This is a genomic window from Pseudomonas germanica, from assembly GCF_019614655.1.
Taxonomy (GTDB): domain Bacteria; phylum Pseudomonadota; class Gammaproteobacteria; order Pseudomonadales; family Pseudomonadaceae; genus Aquipseudomonas; species Aquipseudomonas neuropathica.
This window is the reverse complement of record NZ_CP071586.1, coordinates 3,106,320-3,124,326: the sequence shown is the minus strand read 5'-3', so window position 1 is coordinate 3,124,326 and position 18,007 is coordinate 3,106,320. Positions and strand designations below refer to the sequence as shown.

Below are 18,007 nucleotides of genomic sequence, written 5' to 3'. Positions count from 1 at the left end.
CCAACTGATTGGCTATCTGAACCACCGCTATCGCTGGCAAGCCAGCTCCCACAGGGGATGGTGTAAGACTGGAGGTCAGTGGCGTTTGAGGATCTGGTCCATGACCCAGTCGGTTTTGAGGGCTTGTTCGGCGACGGCGGGATGTTTGGAATCTCCACGAATATGCGCATTCATTCCGAGCACGTGATGCCACTGGATGTGCTCGTGATGGGGGATTTCCAGGCTGAGGTGTTCATCGGCATGCAACTGCACGGGATGCTCATCAAACACCGAAAAAATGATCCGCCCGAGACTGCCAATGATCTCGACCCGATCCTCACGCCGATCCGCCACAAAGCTCCAGCAACCCATGCCCAGCGCTCCGGAAGCGAACCGCCAACTGGCGCTGACGGCATCTTCCGCCGCGTACAAACCCGCCTGCCGCGCCGTGAATCCGGCCACTTCAACGATGTCGCCGAGCAGGTACTGGAACAGGTCAAAACCATGGCTGGCCAGATCAGCGAAGTAACCGCCACCGGCCACCGCCGGATCGGTGCGCCAATTGTCGCGCCCCTGCAGATCCGCCGGCGACGGTGCCTTGGTCAATGTCCAGCTCAGATGCCGAACCTCACCAATGCGCCCCTCCTCCAGCCATTGCCGCACCTGCGCAAAACGCGGCAATGAGCGACGATAGTAGGCAACGAACAAATGCAAACCGGCATCGGCAAACGCCTGCTGCATCTCGCGACTTTGCCCGGCATTCAGCGCCATGGGCTTTTCCACACAGCAATGTTTGCCGGCCGCAGCGACTTTCAGGCTGTAGGCGTGGTGGCTGTCGGGCGGTGTGGCGATGTACACCGCGTCCACCTCGGGATCGTTGATCAGCGCATCGACGTCGGTGTAAACCCGCTCGATGCCGTGGCGCGCGGCATAGTCAGTCACGGCCTCAAGGCGTCGGCCCATCACCGCCACCAACGCCGAACCGGGCGCCTTGTAGAAGGCCGGGCCGCTCTTGCGTTCAGCGACGCTGCCGCAACCGATCATGCCCCAGCGCACCACGTTCATGTCTCTTCCTTTAGCCGATGCGCAAGGCGCGCAGATCGAGGTGACCGTCCTTCAGCGGCGGGCACCAGTAATAGCCGCCAGTGATCGGCCGGCTGATGCGATACAGACCATCGGTGATGCCGTCTTCCAGGCCGCTCATACGGCGCAGTTGTGCTTCGAAGGCATCCAGCGAGAAGCCGAAAGCGAGGAACATCAGGCCGGCACGATCACCTTCGATCCACGGCATCGAGCGACGCACAACGAACGCTTCCGGCGCGAAGCTTTCCTGCGCGGTGCGTTTGACGTGGGCGGAGACTGGCGCGTCGTCGATCTCTTCGTTGTCACTGAGGCGACGGCCCATGATGTTGTCTTTGTCGTCGGCCGAAAGCTTGTGGAAACCCTTGAGGTCATGCTGCCACTGCTGGATCGCGGCGAAGCTGCCACCGACCATGCCGTCGGTGCCTGCGCTTTGCAGGGCGGCAGCGATGGCGGCTTCGTCGTGGGGGTTTTCGGTGCCGTCTTCATAGCCGGTCAGGTCGTGGCCGTCCTTGTGGCGGAAGGCTTCCTGCATCTCGACCAGACGCAGGGCTGGTGCCAGTGCGGCTTCGAGAGCGTTGCAGCGGTTGAGCAGTTCACCACGGTCGACGCCGTGCAGCCACACCCACAGCGCGTGCTGGGTTGACGGGTTCTCGACGCCAACGCCGGTCAGCGCCGGGAAGCTGCGCAGGCCGTCAATCTGCATGTTGAGCGCCTTAGCCAGGGATTCACCAAAACCGACCACCGCCGACTTGCCGTCCACCTGATTGAGCAGGCTGTCGAGCGCCTGCGGCAGGGCTTCAACCGACTCAAGGGCGAAAAACAGGTGACGCGCTTGCGCAGGAACAGGGGTGGCGAGAATGCCCGGCTGGTAGTAACTCATGTGAACTCCTTGGGAAAGTGCGCGGGAGTTTACCTGTGGCCGGAGGGTTTGTGGGGGTTTGGATGGAAGTCAAAAGCCCCTCACCCTAGCCCTCTCACGGGGGGAGAGGGAATTGATTGGGGGATATTAAAGATCTACACCGACTTGAACGTGCTGTACCGAATCCATAATCGACAAAAATCTTTCAGGTCGATGTAACTCGCAAGACGCCTCGGTCGGCTCCCTCTCCCTCCGGGAGAGGGCTGCAGTGAGGGGATGTTCGAGGTAAGACACTGAATTGAGCGTGCATCGGTGAATCCATAATCGACAAAGACCTTTCAGGTCGATGTAAGACGCAAGACACCTCGGTCGGTCCCCTCTCCCTCCGGGAGAGGGCTGGGGTGAGGGTGTGCGTCATTACGCCAAGCGCTAGGGCTCAGCCCCGTCCAGCGCTTGAACGCCCGGCGAAAACTGCGCACATCGCTGTAGCCGACTTCCTCGGTAATCCGCTCAATCGGCATATCAGGATTGGCCAGCAAACTCAGGGTCCGCGCCTGCCGCACCTGCTCCAGCAACGCCTCGAACGTCAGCGCATGCTCAGTCAAACGGCGGCGCAACGTACGGCTGCTCATATTCAAATCGCCAGCAATCTTTTCGATGTGACTGCCGCTACTCAAATCCCGCGCAATCGCCCGTTCCACAGCCTGAATCAAATCAAGTTTCTGATGCACCTGCGCCGCTTCCAGCTCCAGCAATGCCACCGCCTGACGCAACGCCAGCGAATGATGATTGGGCAGATTCACGTCCAGCCATTGCGCATCGATCAGCATGCGGTTGTGCAGGCAACCGAAGCGCACGTCCGGCCCGAGCAGGCGCTGGTATTCGCTGAGGTAATCCGGTGCGGCATGCACAAATTCCACGGCAATCGCCTTGAACTCACCCCCCACCAGCGCGCGGCCATACACCAGCAAACTGGCGAAGAACTCCTCGACCGCAAACACCTGCACATCGGCAAATGGCAGACGACATTCAGCATCGAGATGCACCTGAGCGCCGACCACATCAACACTGGACACCACAATCCCGCCCGAGGTGTGTTGATGACGAATGCCTAGCGCAAAGGCATCACGCAAGGTCTTGCACAGCGACAACACATGCCCAAGCAGACCCAAAGTACCGAGTACGTTCTGCGCGCCGACCCACAATCCCAACCCCTGATTGGGCAGCACTTTGAGCGCGCGCTGAATCATCGCCACGGCTTGGCGATAGGAAATCCGCTGCGCCGGATCCTGCAGATCCTCAAGGGTGAAACCCAGCCCACGGCACAGGCTCTGGGGATCGATGCCTTTGTTCTGCGCGACTTCGGCGAGGGTTTGCAAAAGAAACGGCGAGACCAGCGCCAGTTCGAAGGTCGGGTCTTGGACTTTTACGTTCATGGGGCTGACATTCCGGATCACGCTTGATTGTTATTTTTGTAACCGGTTGTGTCGATGGAAGTTAGCACAAGGTTTACGGACTGTCCGCAGATGCCCCCCTCGGTGTCCGCCAATACCCTGCCCCAACGTACGCCAAACGCTTATTTCTAGCGTACCGGCGCTCCGAGCGACCGGTACCAGGTCCCAATCACAATAATAATGAGGACAGTCATGAGCCAGAACCGTGCAACATCCTTCTTGCCGCTCGCCCTTTTCATCGCAGGTTGCACCCTGACGTTGCCCGCCCTGGCCACCGAAGCCGGGGTCGACAACATCGGCACCGGCACCGACGGCTTCTTCATGCTGCCGCTGGAAGTCGACAGCCTTCCGCAGAACATGGTCGCGTTCAATCTCTACTACAACCATTACAAGTCGACAAAGCTCAACATCAGTTCGCTGGGCGGCAAGGTACCGAAGGTCGAAATCGAATCCACTGCGGTGATTCCGCGTCTCGATTATTTAAGCCCCGTGCGCGTGTTCGGCGGGCGTCTGGCCGGTTACATCGCCCAGCCGTGGTTGAAGCAGGAAGTCTCGGTGTTCGGCTTGAGCGACACCCGCGAAGGCATGGGCGATACCACCATCGCGCCGATCATTCTGTGGGACATGGGCAAAAACCTGACCCTCGGCGCCGCCGTGGAAATCACCGTGCCCACCGGCGAATACAGCGTCGATCGACTGGCCAACACCAGCAACAATTTCTACACCTACAAGCCGCTGTTCTCGTTCACCTGGTTGCCGACTGAACGCACCGAAGTCTCGATGAAGACCACCTACAGCTTCAACGAGAAGAACAAGGACACTGACTACAAGTCCGGGCAGATCTTCCACTTCGATTATTCGGCCAGCTACAAGATCACCGACGACCTGATGCTCGGCGTCAACGGCTACTTCCTCAAGCAGACCACCGACGACAAACAGTTCGGCCACACCGTGCAGTTTGCCGGACAGGACGTCGATGATGGTGTGCGCGGCAAGGTGTTCGCGATTGGCCCGGCGCTGCACTTTACCTTTCTCAAGTACGCCAGTGCGGAGATTCGCTGGGCCAAGGAATTTGACGTGGAGAACCGGCCGGAGGGGGAAATGTTGTGGGCGAAGGTGAGTATTCCCTATGCGTTCTGAGTGCATTTGTAGGAAAGAACACCCGGTTTTGTAGCCTGAAAATCTGAAAATCTGAAAATCTGAAAATCTGAAAATCTGAAAATCTGAAAATCTGAAAAGCGGAGGGGAGGAATACGCCTACAGCGGCGGTCGAGATTACCGGACAACAGGGGGAAACGTCTGGCAGATTTAAAGGGTGCGCTTGCAGATACTGGGCTCCGTTATCCCATGGTTGCTCAAGGGTTCATGGGGTGCATCGTCAGCCAGTGACGACAACGGGCCGTTCCCCCCTTAGACTGCTTGACATTGATCACGGAGGTCATATGAGCATATTGCTTTCCCCGTTTTATTCTGAGTTCGAATCCGAAGAAGAGGCAGAGAGCTACGATCGCTGGTTTCGTGCCAAGGTGCAGGCTGCACTGGATGATCCTCGCCCAGGCATTCCCCATGAGGAAGCCATGGTGCGGCTCGACCAACTATTAGAAGAGAAACGCAAGAATCGACGCACTGCCGCTTGAATGGAGTGATCAAGCTCTGGACGATCTGGCTGACATTATCGATTACATTGAACAATACAATTCCAACGCTTCAGCGGCTCTGCAGCGCAAAGTGGGTGCAGCAACGCAAAGGCTTTCATCAATTCCCTATGGTCACAGATCCGGTCGAGTACCAGGCACTCGGGAAATGGTGGTCAATCCAAACTATCTACTGGTCTATCGAGTGAACGGGCGCATCAAAATCCTGACGTTAGTCCACACCCGACAACAATACCCACGAACCTCATAAATATAAAAAAAGGGCGACCAACCGGCCGCCCAAACGTACTACACGAGAGTCTTTTACAACGTCAGTTGCCCACGTTCTTCCTCGGTCAACTGCTGCTTCGCCTGTTCATCCAGCGCCCCGGCGCCCAGCACCTGCACCGGGCTGTTCGGGTTGTAACCCGGGGCCGGTGCACGGCTAGCGCCATCGCGGGACGGCGCAAGTTGTTCATTGCCGAAGCTCAACACCTGCACGGTGAACACCGACGCCTGATTCTGTCGCGAAGCCGCCTGCTGCTGACGCGCCACGTCTTCCGCCGCTTGGGTGGCCGACGATGCCGCCGAACTGGCCGAAGTAATCGCCCCGGTATTCACCGCCGACACCACCGGCACACCCGTCGCCTTGCCCTGCACCGAAATGTTCGCGGCGTTGACCACCGTCAGCGCGGCGATGTTGACGTTGCCCGACACGCGAATCCCCGCCTCGCCCGCATCGATGGTGCCCAGCGGCGCGATCAGGTCGATGTCGCCCGGCGCCACTTCGGCGATCGGGTTGAGCGTGGCGATACCGGCGCCGGTGCTTGGCACCGACGGCGACAGGGTCACGTTGCCCCAGGTGTCGTAGACGCGTTTCGGTGGGGTGTAGACCACGGTGGTTTTCGAGCCACGACCGGCGTTGATATCGCCCTCGGCCGACCAGCCGAGAATCGAGCCGCCGAAGGTGGTCATGATCCGGCTCTGGCCGAGCAAAATGCTGCCCTGCGAATAGAGCTGAATATTGCCCGAACCCTGGGTGATGATCCCCGCTGTCGATGGCGGCGCCGCGCCTTCGATGCCGAACACCTGACCGCCGCCCGGCGTGAGCATCTGGATGTCGCCGCCGAACAGGGTCTTGACCCCTGCCCCGCCGTACATCGTGATGTCGCCGTCGTAACGGATCGGATTGCCCGCCACATCAGTGGTCGGGAACAACGCAGCGATGGCGTTGCGACCGCGCAGATAACTGCCAGTACGCGGGCCATCGACATCGTTGTATTCCAGACCGCCGGCACGCAGTTCGGCGAAGTACACCTGGCGGGCGAAGATTGCCTGTTCGGCGCTCGGCAGTGCGGCGAAGAGGGCTTGCGCCTGTTCTTCGCTGCCGCTGAAGCCGTAGCCGAGGGTCAGCCAGCTCTGCAACTCGTCCAGGTAGGTCTTGACCACTTTGCCCGGTTGCCCGTTGAGGGAAGCGTTCGGATCGGCCAGGTTCTGCGCGTTAAGGTAACGCGCAATGAATCGCGTGTAGTCCGGCCCCTGCACTCCTGCGCCGGCCTGCAACACGATGCTTGCCCCCGATCGGCTGTCTCCCGCCGTGATCGGTCCGAGGCTGGTAATAGCGGCCTGATTCTCCATCAGGATGTTGCGCCCGGCATTGACATCCAAAAGGCCCGGGCCGGCGATATCGAAGCTGCTGTAGAGAATGTCGCGCCCGGCAGATACGCGCGAGACATCCCGCGGGTCGTTGTGAATGAACAGGTTGCCGGTCGAACTGACGTTTTGTCGGGTTCCGCCCAATTCCTCATTCGGCGCGATTGTCGGCTGCCCCAGGAAAGTACCGGACGCGACGATATCGCGACCGGCCATCATCCACACCGGCCCCGCCGCTTCATACCAGGTACGAGCGGACGGGGAAAAACTCAGCGTTTCGCCGCTGCGTAAACCGACCAGATCACCAGTCAAGGCATAGAAACGCGCCGGGCCCTGTACATCGCTTAACCCCGAGAAGGTGTCGGCGCCAAAGGCAAACAGCGGATAACGCAGGTTTCCCTTCGGGATCACACCATCGGGGCTGTAGTTGCTGACCAACGGCACGTTCGCGCTGGCTCCGTATCCCGAGAAGGCAGGCGCAAAGGGGGTCGCAATGGCTGCCGGGCTCGCGCCGGACTGATTGATCGCATAACCGCCGGCGTAGATGGAGTCACCGGCCAGCAACGACAGTTGCCCGTTTGTCGAAGGCGCCAGCAATAACGAGTACCCCACCGCCGGAAACAGATTGCTTGATGCACCGAAAGCGGCCGACGGTCCCGCATAGATGGAACCCTGGCCTGCAACGGCCCGAAGAATCGAGGGGTATACAAAGCGACCATCAGTCGGCGAGCTGTTCATTCCACTTACGGTTTGAGACGACGTCGTGATGACTTCAGCCATCTGTGTGCTCGGTGTGAGATTGCCTCCGGCGGAAAACAGATCGATGGCCGTGTGCCCGGTCCACAACGAGAAGCCGCTCAGTCCACCACCCGCATGGACCTCGCCATTGTCAGTGGTGAACGGCGTGGAGTTCTGCAGCCTGACCCGACCCGGATCCGCCGCGCCCCCTATCACCAGGTCGCCGCGTGTGCTGATGCGCATCCCCGAATCACCCGGTATCAAGACCACGCCACCGCCGGCCGCTCCGGTGCTGGCACTGAACAAATCGTAGGCTCTGGTTTCCCGGGCGTCCTGCTGGAATTGCTCGACGCCATATTGCAGGTTGATCGCACCCGCAGCAGCGCCGGTCAGCTGTGCCGCACCCCGTAGATTGATCAGGGCGCCTTGAAGGTCGTGTCGCGGCGGTGTCGTGCCGTTCTGCCCCGACCTCGCCTGCAATGACGGATTGAGCATGCCGCCAAGACGAATGTCCATGTCGCCACCGCCGGTCAACTGCAGGCTACCGTCAGCGCCAACGCGGCCGGTGCTGCCCACTGCCACGATCAGTCCCTGACTGCGGGGGTTAAGCAACTGATCGCCTATGGCCCTGAGCATGCCTGCATCCGCGCCAGCGCGCAGGCTGATATTGCCGCCGCCCAACGTGCCGAAGCCGGTGAACCCGACCAGGTACGACCCGGTGTCGGTGCTCTGGTCCGGCAAGGGCTGCGTGGCGTAGCTGCCGAAGTTGATCCACCAGGCCGTAGGAAGATCCGCCTTTGCGTCGCCCTGACGCCAGAGCCAGTTGCCCACAGCAACGCTGGGGACCTGTTCACGCAGTGGCGCGTTCATTGCGTAGCTGCGCCGCCCGAGCGTGTCCCCCGACACCGAACCACCGGCACCGATCGTCAGGTTGCCGCCCATCTGCGGATACCACGCCTGATACAGGCTTTCTGAACCGCCATTGACCCATTTTTCGTAAGCGCTGCCGGCGCTGCCCAGTACCGATCCATCGTCAGACAGGCGGCCGCGGGCCTGGTTGAAACGTGAATCGACATCGCTGGACTGAGTGCCCGCCGTATAAACGCCGAACGGTGAGTCCATGCGCAGATTGCCCGCAGCCATCAAATCCAGATCGCCAGTACCGGTGCGCAGCACGCTGAACATCTGCGAGTGGGGATTGGCGGTTATCCCGCCCTTGTTGGCCAGGCAGTTCCCCGGATCGATGTCGCACCAGAACAGATCGTCGTCACTGACCGGGGTTCCGGCGGGTATGCCCATCATGTTGCCATCCGCCCACAGGAACTTGGCCGGTGGGAGACAGACCCCGGGAATCAGATCGCACCAGAAACTGTCCTCATCGCTGACGACGCTGCCCGCCGGATACCCCAACGGGTTATCCGCCGACCAGGTGCTGTCGAGCTTTTTCTCGGTGACGATAATCCCGAGGTGAGTGTCTGCCAGCCGTAAGTCACCGCCACTGGTGACGGGTTTCACCACACGACTGTCAGCGGCTTCCAGGTCGGCACCTGCAACTATCCGCATCGACCACGATGCGCTGCCCGACGGCAACATGCTCGCGATCGCCCAGTTCGCGCCCTGGCGTGTACCGTTCAATGAACGAAGTTCGATAAAGGGTGTGTCGGCAGCCAGCACCACATCGGTCATGGACGGAATCAGGGAGCCGCGCAGCAGTGCCAGCGACCCACTCAACTTCGCCCCCACCGCACGCTGTTGGTCATCCAGAACACTGGGCAGCGGCACGCCTTTTGGCCAGAGCATGGCCTGCATCCCGGTAGCCTGAGCGAGTCGGGTCCCGGCGCCCAGGCGGCTGCCGGCCGGCAATATCACACTGTCATTGAGCAGCGTTCCGGCGCCATACAGCAGGTTACCGGAGGCATCGTGTACGGCTGCGCTCAACACGGTGCCGGCCGGCAACGTGTAGGGGCCGGCGAGCACGCCCTCGGTGGGCAACAGCGTACCGCTGGCGAGGACGGCGGCCTGGATCGGCAAGTCATAGTTCAGCTTGACGCCCGCTGGGAACAACGTGCCCTCGGCCAGCGTCACGCCCGCCCCCGGCACAATCAGATCGCCGCCAAACGGCTGGACGCCCGGCAGCAGTTTCCATCCCGCATCGTCCACGGTTTCCGGTGGCGGCGCGAAGCCATCGTTGATGCTGCCGTAGATGTCCAGGTCACCCCCGGCTCGAATCACCAGGCTCCCCGCCTCGCCAGAACCGTAGAGCGAAGTTTTGCCGGTGTTCGGGTTGAGACTGGCGTAGCGATAGCCGGACAAGTCCAGATCGCCCTGCACCACCATATCGCCGTCGGCGGTTTTACTCGCAATCTCTACACCTGGTCGCAAATGGAAGGCATCGGCATACCCCGCATTGTTCAACCCTGCCAGTTTGCGCTGCAACAGATCAGCGTTGCCCAAGGCTGCGTTGATGAACAGGTCGTTGTCACCGTGGATGCGGTTCAGGTAAGCCTGGTCGATGATTTGATAAGGCCGACCGCTGGCCGCCGGATCTACCCCGTCGGCGGCATCGGTATAGCGGCGCACGGCATTGAGCCCGATGGACCGCGCACCCTGGATGATCAACGCGCCACGGGCATCGATGGCGATGTCATCGGCGCCCAGTCGCGGTGCGTTCAGTTCCAGTGTGCCGCGCAGGCGACCGTCATTCTGACCCGCCAGGGTGCCGACTGCCGCGTCCGTGCCATGGCGCAGGTCTATCCGTGCACCGGGAGCGAGGGTCAGCAGGCCGTCGCCGGAGCTGAGCTCGACCATGGCCCGGTTGGGCGCGTCGATAATCTTGCCGTAACTGTCGACCCGCAGTACCCGACCGTGAGCATCCAGTACCGCGCCGCCCGCCACATTCAGGCCATGGGCGGCCGACAGGCGAATATTGCCGACACGTTCGCCGCTGGCATCGACCAGGCCGTTCACCGTCAGGCTGCCGTTGTCCACCGATACCGAGACCTCGCCCGCCTTGAGGCCATCGCCGATCACCAGGTCGCCCTGTTTGAACTGGAAGCTGCGACTGCCGAAGACTTGCCCGGCGTTCAAGCGTTGGTTGAGCGCAGCAAACTGTTCATTCAGCGCTCCACCCAGGTGTTGCGCGCGTATGTCCACGCCAGCGGATTTGTAGGGTACCCACGTGCCGCCGGCATCGTAATGCCCTGTACTGCTGCCACGGATTTCGCCTTGCAGATCGACCTCGCCCGCGGTGTCTGACAGTGCCACGACACTCAGATTGCCGGCCTGATTGTTCTGCGCTGACAGATCGATGCGCGAGCCGGCCGCCTGACGAATATTGCCGTCGCGGCTGTACAACGCCACGTCGCCGCCCCAGCTGTACTGATTGATATCGTTGAATGGCAGGGTGCGGCCCGCCAAGTCTAGGGTAGCCCCGCTCGTCAGGGTCAGATCGCCCTCGGCCTTGACCTGCAATTTGCCGCTGGCCAGCGCAATCCGGCCGTCGAGCACCACATTACGCCCCTCCAGCGTCAGTTCGGCACCCAGTGCATCGGCGGGCGCCACCCCGGTCGGCCCGCTCAATACCAGACTGCCGCCGGCCTTGAGCGCATTCACCGAGCCGCCCTCCCCGGTCAGCAGAGGTGTGCGCAGGTTCAGGTTGCCGCCGCTGTAGAGATAACCCTTGATCGGGTCGTAAGCCCCCTGCGTTTCATAAACCGCGAGGCTGCCCTTGTGGTTGGCGGTAATGCGGTCACTGGCGTTGAGGTTGACGTTGGCAAAGCCCAGCGCAAGACGAGCGTTCTGATCCAGGCCGTTGGGTTGGGAATAAGGGCCGTAGCCAAAATCGATGCGCTGAGCCTCGATGTTCAGCGTGCCGTGCCCGGTGCCCGCACCGCCGCTGGCCACGGCCCCGGGCGCCTGAGTGGTGCCGTTCCAGATCAGGTTGGCCGTGCGGATGGTCGCCACGTCGCTCGTATCCCCCAGGCCGTAGATGGCCGGGGTCGTGATCATCAGATTCTGCAACCTGCTGCGCCCGGTCTGAGGATCCAGAGTGTCCAGCGCGACGCTGCCGTAGAAGTTGAACGCGTCGCGAGTGGTCAGGCTGAGCGTTTCCAGGGCTGGCGCAGCAAACTGAGTATCGCCGCGCAGCAACCGGTCCAGCACGCCCTGATTCAACGTCAGGCCGGCAGGCAGGCGACCGACCGCCGCCAGTGTTTCAGTGGTACCGATGTTGACCGCACCCACAGCCAATGCCAGGTGACGGGTGCCGAAACGCACCGCTTCGGCCAGTTCGAACTGATTGTTGGTGGCCGCCGTAATGCTGCCATTCGAATAAAGCATCGCCGGATTGGCGCATGCCTGGCGATCGCAGGTACCGATGCGGATGCTGCCAGACGCAGTGCTGACGTTGACCTCTGGCGCCAGCACATTCGTCCAGCCGTTGGACACCACCAGCAGACTCGCGGCGCCGGGCTGATAGACGAAACCGCTCGAGGAGTCGTACGGCACCTCGCCGCGTCCCAGAGAGTTGACGCCGGCACCGGCCTCGACCGTGATGGCACCGTCCCCACTGTTGGTCCAGAGCAGCACTTCGGGTGCTGAAAGCAGCGCACCTTCACGCAAGGTGATGTTGTAGGTACTGCCCGTGAAACTGACGATGTTACCGGCCGTGCCGTAATTCACCGTCGGGGTCGCACCGATCGCCAGACGAGAAGCGCCCAGCCGGTTGAGCGTATCGGCATTCAGCGAGACACCGGCAAAGCCTTTCGTGGCTGACTGCCCGGTGGCGAGAATCTCAAAGCTGTCGCCACTGCCGCCACGAATCACCGCCGTCCCGGCCACGCCTCCCTTGGCGGCTGCGAAGGCGATCCGGCCGTTGAAGTCCAGTGCGGTATCCTGCTTGCCCCCCGCGATGACAAACAGGTTAAGCGCTTTAGCGTCCATGGGCGCCAGCGCACGCGGAACACCCCGGCGCGCCGCATCGCTGACGATGAACTGCTCCAGAGTGGTTTCGTTGTATTGCGAGTAACGCCGCAACACATCCGCCGATGTCACGATGACCTGGCTGGCGAGGTTGTCCCGCACACCGGTATTGGCAATCGACATCCGCGCACTGCTTGTCCACGAGCCGTTGCGCATTGCAACCGCGCCGTTGGTGGCGCCCGGGGCGGCCTGGCCGTTCACTTCCACCCGGAACGCGCCCGGCAGCAACGTGAAGGTGGAAGGCAACAATGTATAAGTGCCTGCCGCCAACCCTGGCACGCCGCTGCCCAGGGTGATCTGCTGACCGATGCGCGGATCGACCGCTCCCGCTTCCCCCAGTATCGGTGCGTATGCACTCTGATCGCCCGGGACAATGGCGTACACCGGGTTGCTGGCCAGCCCCGGCAGACTGAACGTTCCATCGCTGGCATTACGCACCAGTGGACTGAACCGCGCATCGGTGGAGCCACCGCGACCGGAGACAAACCCGGCACCGCGCAAATCTCCGCCGCCCGACAGGTCGATCAACGCGCCGGACTGCACATCCACGTACTGCGAGCGCAGGCTCACCCCGGCGCTGTCGCCACTGATGCCTTTCAATATGATCGGCGCGCCGTTGTAAAGGTATTCGATACCGTCGGTGGTGCCGCCATAAGGCATCACCAGACCGGCCGCACTGACCGACGTCGTACTCCCGGGCAGCAGGCGCAGTTCCTGGGTTTTGGTCAGCAGATCACCCAGACTGATGACGCCCAGAGGCGCACGCAGAACACCGCCCTGATCGATCCGGCTGGCGCTCATCGCCAGCGTGCCAAACACCGAGTACGGCAGCGCTGTCGGCGCCGGACCCTGGCCAGTGATGCGCAATGTCCGATGGGTATCGGCGAGAGAACTCTGACTCTGATAGCCGACCCGGACTTCGGCCGAGACCCCGCTCGCAGGGTAGATCTGCGCGGCGCGCAGATTCAGGTCCCCCGGTGTCCACAACTCTGACTTCACCTGGCCACTGGTGGGCGCAAGAAACCGCACGTCCCCGGTGCTGGTCAGCGATACCTGGTCAAAGCCGCGACGGCTGACTTCAACCGGGGCGTCGTTGTTCTGCAAGATCGACCCTTGCGCGCCGAACGACAGGCTGTTGGCAATATCCAGTACGTTGGCATTGACGTTGAACTGCGCCGGCGAAACTTGCGCAGTCGGACTGTTCAGGACCCGGGGACGAATGGTGCCCACCACACCGTAATAAGTCCCCACACCGGACAGCCGCACCGAAGGCGCTGATAGATTGACCCGCGTCGAGTCGCTGGAAGTCTGCGCCAGGGACAAGGCCCCAGCATAGAGATTCAGACTCTGATTCATGTGCAGGTCGACGTCGCCGTCAAATGACAAGAGGCCGTTGCTGAACACGCTCAGATTGTCGAATCCGCCCGACATCAACGTATCGGTGCTCAGGCGGGCATGCCCGTAACGAAGAGTGTTCGCGGCGTCACCGGGCTTGAGGTCCACGGGCAACACTGCATCGCCCGGTCCGTGACCAATGACGATTTCCCGAGCTCGCAGAACCTCGGCACCCGCCTTCTGCGTAGCGTACAGCGGGGTCTCCAGAGCTACCTCCAGCCGTCCGCCGGCAGCACCGCTGCCACCTGAAGCGGCGCGCAATTGACCATTGATCCACAGGCCGTTATACGAACTCAGGCTGATACGTCCGCCATCCGAGGCAACGCGGGTCGGACCCTGCCCGGAGATGTCCAGCACGGCCTGCGTCCCGGAGGCATCCAGACGTGCACCTTCGCGCACAATCAGAAATGCATCGGCCGCCGTCGCCGTCGCACGCTTGGGATCGATTTCGCCGCCGATGATAATGCTGCCGCCCTTGTCGACCTGACCGTAGACCCGACCCGACGCATCGACCGCCGTGTGGGCACGCCCCGCGACGTCCAGCAGCGCCTGCTCGCCGATCCAGATCGAGCGGTTGTGCGCCTTGCTGTCGGCTTGTTGCTGTGAAGTGGCAACGTCGATCGAGCCGAACTGTTGCTGACGTATATCCAGGGTTCCGCCCCAGGCCTGCAGTTCGCCTTCCAGGGTGATCTGCCCGGTCCCGCGCAGATTGATCCGTTGTCCGGGATCGACCGTGATGCGCGATCCGCGTCCCAGCGTCAGGGTGCTGGCGGTGTCGAACCGGTCGAGTTCACTCGAGCCGGCTTGCAGCGCCAGACTCGCACCGGCGCGCTGACTGAGTACGCCCTTGAGCGGGTCTTCCTGATAAAGCGTGGGTGTCCACCGCTCCATCGCCTGGCTCGGGTCGACCCCGCTGACCGGATTCAGCGTTGTGTCGGCAAAACGGTAGACCGGCATCGTCACATCGATTTGTGTGCCCGCCGTCACCTCCAGACCGTTCAGACCGGTAACCCGGTAGGCAGAGAAACCGTTGTCGAACAACTCGGGCGTCAGCTGCAAGGCATGTTCGGGCAGCGTGTCTGCGGACGCACCGATCCGCACCCGATTGGCCTGAATAGCGAGCGTACCGCCGCCCGTCACGCCATGACCGAGAATGTCGCCGGCCATCGTCAGATGCGAATCGCCCAGCGCAGAAATCGCGCTGGACTCAAGACTCACGTCGCCACCCTTGCCGCCCCGGGTCTTGCCATTGGCCAGAATCGCACCACCGGACGACACATCGATCAAGCTGCCCGTCGCCACATCGATATCGCCACTGCTGCGGATCGAGACCCGGCCTCCGTTCAGGTATCCGAGACTTGCCACATCGTCCGGATCGGTACGCAGATTGCTCCAGAGACCACGGGTGTCGAGGCGTACATCCCTGGCGATTGTCACCTGCACCGGTTCACCCGCCGGTGCAGCAATCAGCATGTCGTCAAGGGTGCTGCTGCGCAGCTGGTTCAGCACGTTGCCCAGATTCAGACTGCCGCCGCGCGCCGTCAGATCGGCCGCAACACGGACATCCGGTGCGTACAGCGTGATGTCACCCCCGGTGTCTACCTTGAGCGCGTCGTTGACTTCAATCCGCTCAAGCGCCGAAATCTTCAGTGCGCCGAGATCAAAGCCATTGAGCTGGCCGGCGTCGAGAAACAACTTGCCCTGACGGTCTTGCGCGACGGCGCCGTTCAGATCCCCGGTGAATTCCTCGTCCCGCCGTTCGCCGCCGATCAGAACCTGATCCAGCAGCGGATTGAGGGTGTAGCGCAATCCGCCGGACGCCGCCTGATAGCTCGGCAGATAACTGCCGACAATCAACTGCGCGCGCCGTGCCAGCGCAGTCTGGCTCTGCTCATAACCGTCGATGACCGCACGCGGCGCCTGAGTCTGTCGTTCACCCTGGAAAACCTCACCCAGCAGTTGCCCGTCCAGCACCGCGTTTCCAGTGCTGACCACCAGTTGCCCGGCATCGCGACCCACGGTGTAACCCGACTCTGTACGACTGGACGGTGCAATCAGCGGGTTGTAGAACGTGCGGGTCTGGCCCCACCGCTCACTGTGATCCTCGTAGCCCTTGTACAAACCGTTGTAGAGCTGATCCCCCGGCGCACGCGAGACTTCATAAAGACGACCGTCTGCACCGCGCAGCCAGCTCTGTCGAATCTCGCCGCTTTGCACATCGAGGGTGCCGCCGGACAGGTTGATCAGTGATCCTTTACGCGTGACCACGTCGTTGCCGGCAAAACTCACTGTGCCGCCCTGCGCCATCCACTCGCCGATGCCATGCCCCTGGGTGCCCAGATAACCGCCGACTTCCAGCAGGCCACCCGCGGTGTACCAACGGTCCGTCGCATAGCCATTGGTGCCGGCCGGCACGTAGACCAGTTCACGCACATCGACCCAGACATCGTTACTATTGAGCGCGCCGTTCTCGCGATTGACCGACGCATCGCGCTGCTCGTTGCCCTGCACGTTGATCTTGATGTTGTTCGATTCCATCGCCACCTTGACGCCGACAGCGCCGGCAACGTCGATCACCGCGCCTTCGCCAACCAGGCTGCGACGCTGCGCGGTGACAGCGACCTGCCCCCCGGTGGCCAGGGTGATCGAACCGTTCTGGAATTCGACACTGCCGCCGCTCTGGAGATCGATACGCGACTGATCGCCGCGAATCCTGTTATTGAGGTTGACCCCGCTCAGGGCCGCCTGATGCTGACTGTCCAGCGCCGTCAGGTCGCTGCTGTCGAGCATGACCGCCGTGACACTGCCGGGCGCCAGGGTGACGCTGCCGCTCGTGTCACTCGCCGGATTGAGCAGGTGAATGGTCCCGCGAGTGGCGACCGAGGTGCTGCTCAGCAACACGCCACCCTGCTCCACTTCATGCCCGGTCAGGGTGATGTCACCCGTGGCAGCCTGAATCAACCCGCTGTTGCTGACCCGGCCGCCACTCTCGCCAGCCTTGAAGCCGGGCGTGACTTCGTTGCCAAAGGTTGTCGAAAACGTGTTGCCTTCTGTGCCTGAGCCTTTGCGGATGTAAAAACGATCACCGGCACCCAGCACGGTCTGGCCTTTGGCGGTGTTGAGGGTGCCGTCATTGACAACGTCTTTGCCGAGCAACAGCGTATAGCCACCGGCGTCGGTCGAGACGACGGGCTTGTGGGTTTCAATCAGCGCACCGCGCTCCACCAGCACCTTGCCGGCGGCATCGCTGAACGTCGGCTGGCTGCCGTTGCTGTCGAAATACAGACCACGATCCCGGAACTGGATGTCGGTGATATTGGCGGCGGCGGCCACCAGGTTGCGCACATTGACCTGGCTGCTGCCGCTGAACACGATGCCGTTGCGGTTGATCAGCATCACCGTGCCGTCGCCCTTGATCTGGCCCTGGATCTGACTGGCGCGTGCGTTCGGATCGTTGACACGGTTGAGCACGGCCCAATTCGACTGCTGAGCAAATTCGACTGTGGTATTTCGCCCGACGTTGAAGGTCTCCCAGTTGAGAATGGCCTTGTCGGCCGTCTGCTCGATCTTCACGTTGGTCTTGCCATCGGCTTGCGTCTGCTGCGGGCCTTTGGCGTTCAGCCAACCCTGAGTCAGGCTGTTGTCGACCTTGAGGCCGCCCTCGCCCAGCCCGTCCGGAACGGTCTGCAGACTGCCCAAGGCCACCGCGCGCCCGGCAGCCTGAGCCGCCTGCTGTGCGGCAATGGCCGCCACGGTGTTGTTGAGGGTCTGCAACGAGCGTTGCAGTTGCTGGTTGGCTTTTTGCTGCTGCGCCAAGGGTGGCGTCATCCCCGGCAAACCAGCCGCACCGGGCCGGGCGGCCGCGGCTTGTTGCGCAGCGCCCTTGGCCGCGAACCAGCCAGAGCTGAACGCGGTCGCCGCCTCGGCACTGCCGGCTACCAGACACAATGCCACCGCGTGCGCCAGGGGCTTGAGCAACCACAGCGCCGGATCGGCAACGTCACGCCTGAAAGTCTGGCCGGGGATATTGCGACGGGATGGGCGAGCGAGCATCACTACGAGATCCTTTTTGATTGCCACACGAAGCTGCAGGCCAGCAAAAACCTGCTGTTACGACATAGGCTGTTGGCGAGGGCCACGACCGAACGGATGTCACACAAACTTCATGATTGAGGTGTAAATCGGCCAAAAAAAATGGCAGCAGCCCTAAGGCTGCTGCCATTTCATTGTGC

7 protein-coding genes are annotated in these 18,007 nt (G+C 61.9%); 3 read left to right on the top strand and 4 right to left on the bottom strand.

Going from position 1 to position 18,007, the window contains the following annotated elements; genetic code table 11:
• Positions 1–75: 75 nt before the first annotated feature.
• The 3 genes from J0G10_RS13945 to J0G10_RS13935 all read right to left on the bottom strand — a co-directional run bounded on the left by J0G10_RS13945 (position 76) and on the right by J0G10_RS13935 (position 3,357).
• Entirely contained in the window at positions 76–1,044 is a 969-nt protein-coding gene (locus tag J0G10_RS13945) for a Gfo/Idh/MocA family protein (RefSeq protein WP_220558711.1), read from the bottom strand.
• 10 nt (positions 1,045–1,054) lie between these two features.
• The gene (locus tag J0G10_RS13940) at positions 1,055–1,942 is read right to left on the bottom strand and encodes a Dyp-type peroxidase (protein ID WP_095126454.1); all 888 of its coding nucleotides are present in this window, start codon (positions 1,940–1,942) and stop codon (positions 1,055–1,057) included.
• A gap of 317 nt (positions 1,943–2,259) precedes the next feature.
• On the bottom strand, positions 2,260–3,357 hold the full coding sequence (locus J0G10_RS13935; RefSeq protein ID WP_220558710.1) for an AraC family transcriptional regulator: 1,098 nt from the start codon (positions 3,355–3,357) through the stop codon (positions 2,260–2,262).
• A gap of 210 nt (positions 3,358–3,567) precedes the next feature.
• Between J0G10_RS13935 and J0G10_RS13930 the strand changes: the two genes are divergently transcribed.
• The 3 genes from J0G10_RS13930 to J0G10_RS13920 all read left to right on the top strand — a co-directional run bounded on the left by J0G10_RS13930 (position 3,568) and on the right by J0G10_RS13920 (position 5,280).
• Entirely contained in the window at positions 3,568–4,515 is a 948-nt protein-coding gene (locus J0G10_RS13930; RefSeq protein WP_095049844.1) for a SphA family protein, read from the top strand.
• A 302-nt stretch (positions 4,516–4,817) separates the two neighbouring features.
• The gene (relB, locus tag J0G10_RS13925) at positions 4,818–5,012 is read left to right on the top strand and encodes a type II toxin-antitoxin system RelB family antitoxin (RefSeq protein ID WP_095049843.1); all 195 of its coding nucleotides are present in this window, start codon (positions 4,818–4,820) and stop codon (positions 5,010–5,012) included.
• Entirely contained in the window at positions 4,993–5,280 is a 288-nt protein-coding gene (locus J0G10_RS13920; RefSeq protein WP_342593401.1) for a type II toxin-antitoxin system RelE/ParE family toxin, read from the top strand. The genes relB and J0G10_RS13920 overlap by 20 nt, the downstream gene beginning before the upstream one ends.
• 53 nt (positions 5,281–5,333) lie before the next feature.
• Here J0G10_RS13920 and J0G10_RS13915 read toward each other — a convergent pair whose 3' ends face one another.
• The gene (locus J0G10_RS13915; RefSeq protein ID WP_220558709.1) at positions 5,334–17,828 is read right to left on the bottom strand and encodes a filamentous haemagglutinin family protein; all 12,495 of its coding nucleotides are present in this window, start codon (positions 17,826–17,828) and stop codon (positions 5,334–5,336) included.
• Between the last annotated feature and the right edge of the window lie 179 nt (positions 17,829–18,007).

What these genes read in the sequence shown, in the direction of transcription:
- J0G10_RS13945 (WP_220558711.1), bottom strand. Translation starts at nt 1,044, where the DNA reads ATGAACGTGGTGCGCTGGGGCATGATCGGTTGCGGCAGCGTCGCTGAA.
- J0G10_RS13940 (WP_095126454.1), bottom strand. Translation starts at nt 1,942, where the DNA reads ATGAGTTACTACCAGCCGGGCATTCTCGCCACCCCTGTTCCTGCGCAA.
- J0G10_RS13935 (WP_220558710.1), bottom strand. Translation starts at nt 3,357, where the DNA reads ATGAACGTAAAAGTCCAAGACCCGACCTTCGAACTGGCGCTGGTCTCG.
- J0G10_RS13930 (WP_095049844.1), top strand. Translation starts at nt 3,568, where the DNA reads ATGAGCCAGAACCGTGCAACATCCTTCTTGCCGCTCGCCCTTTTCATC.
- relB (WP_095049843.1), top strand. Translation starts at nt 4,818, where the DNA reads ATGAGCATATTGCTTTCCCCGTTTTATTCTGAGTTCGAATCCGAAGAA.
- J0G10_RS13915 (WP_220558709.1), bottom strand. Translation starts at nt 17,828, where the DNA reads ATGCTCGCTCGCCCATCCCGTCGCAATATCCCCGGCCAGACTTTCAGG.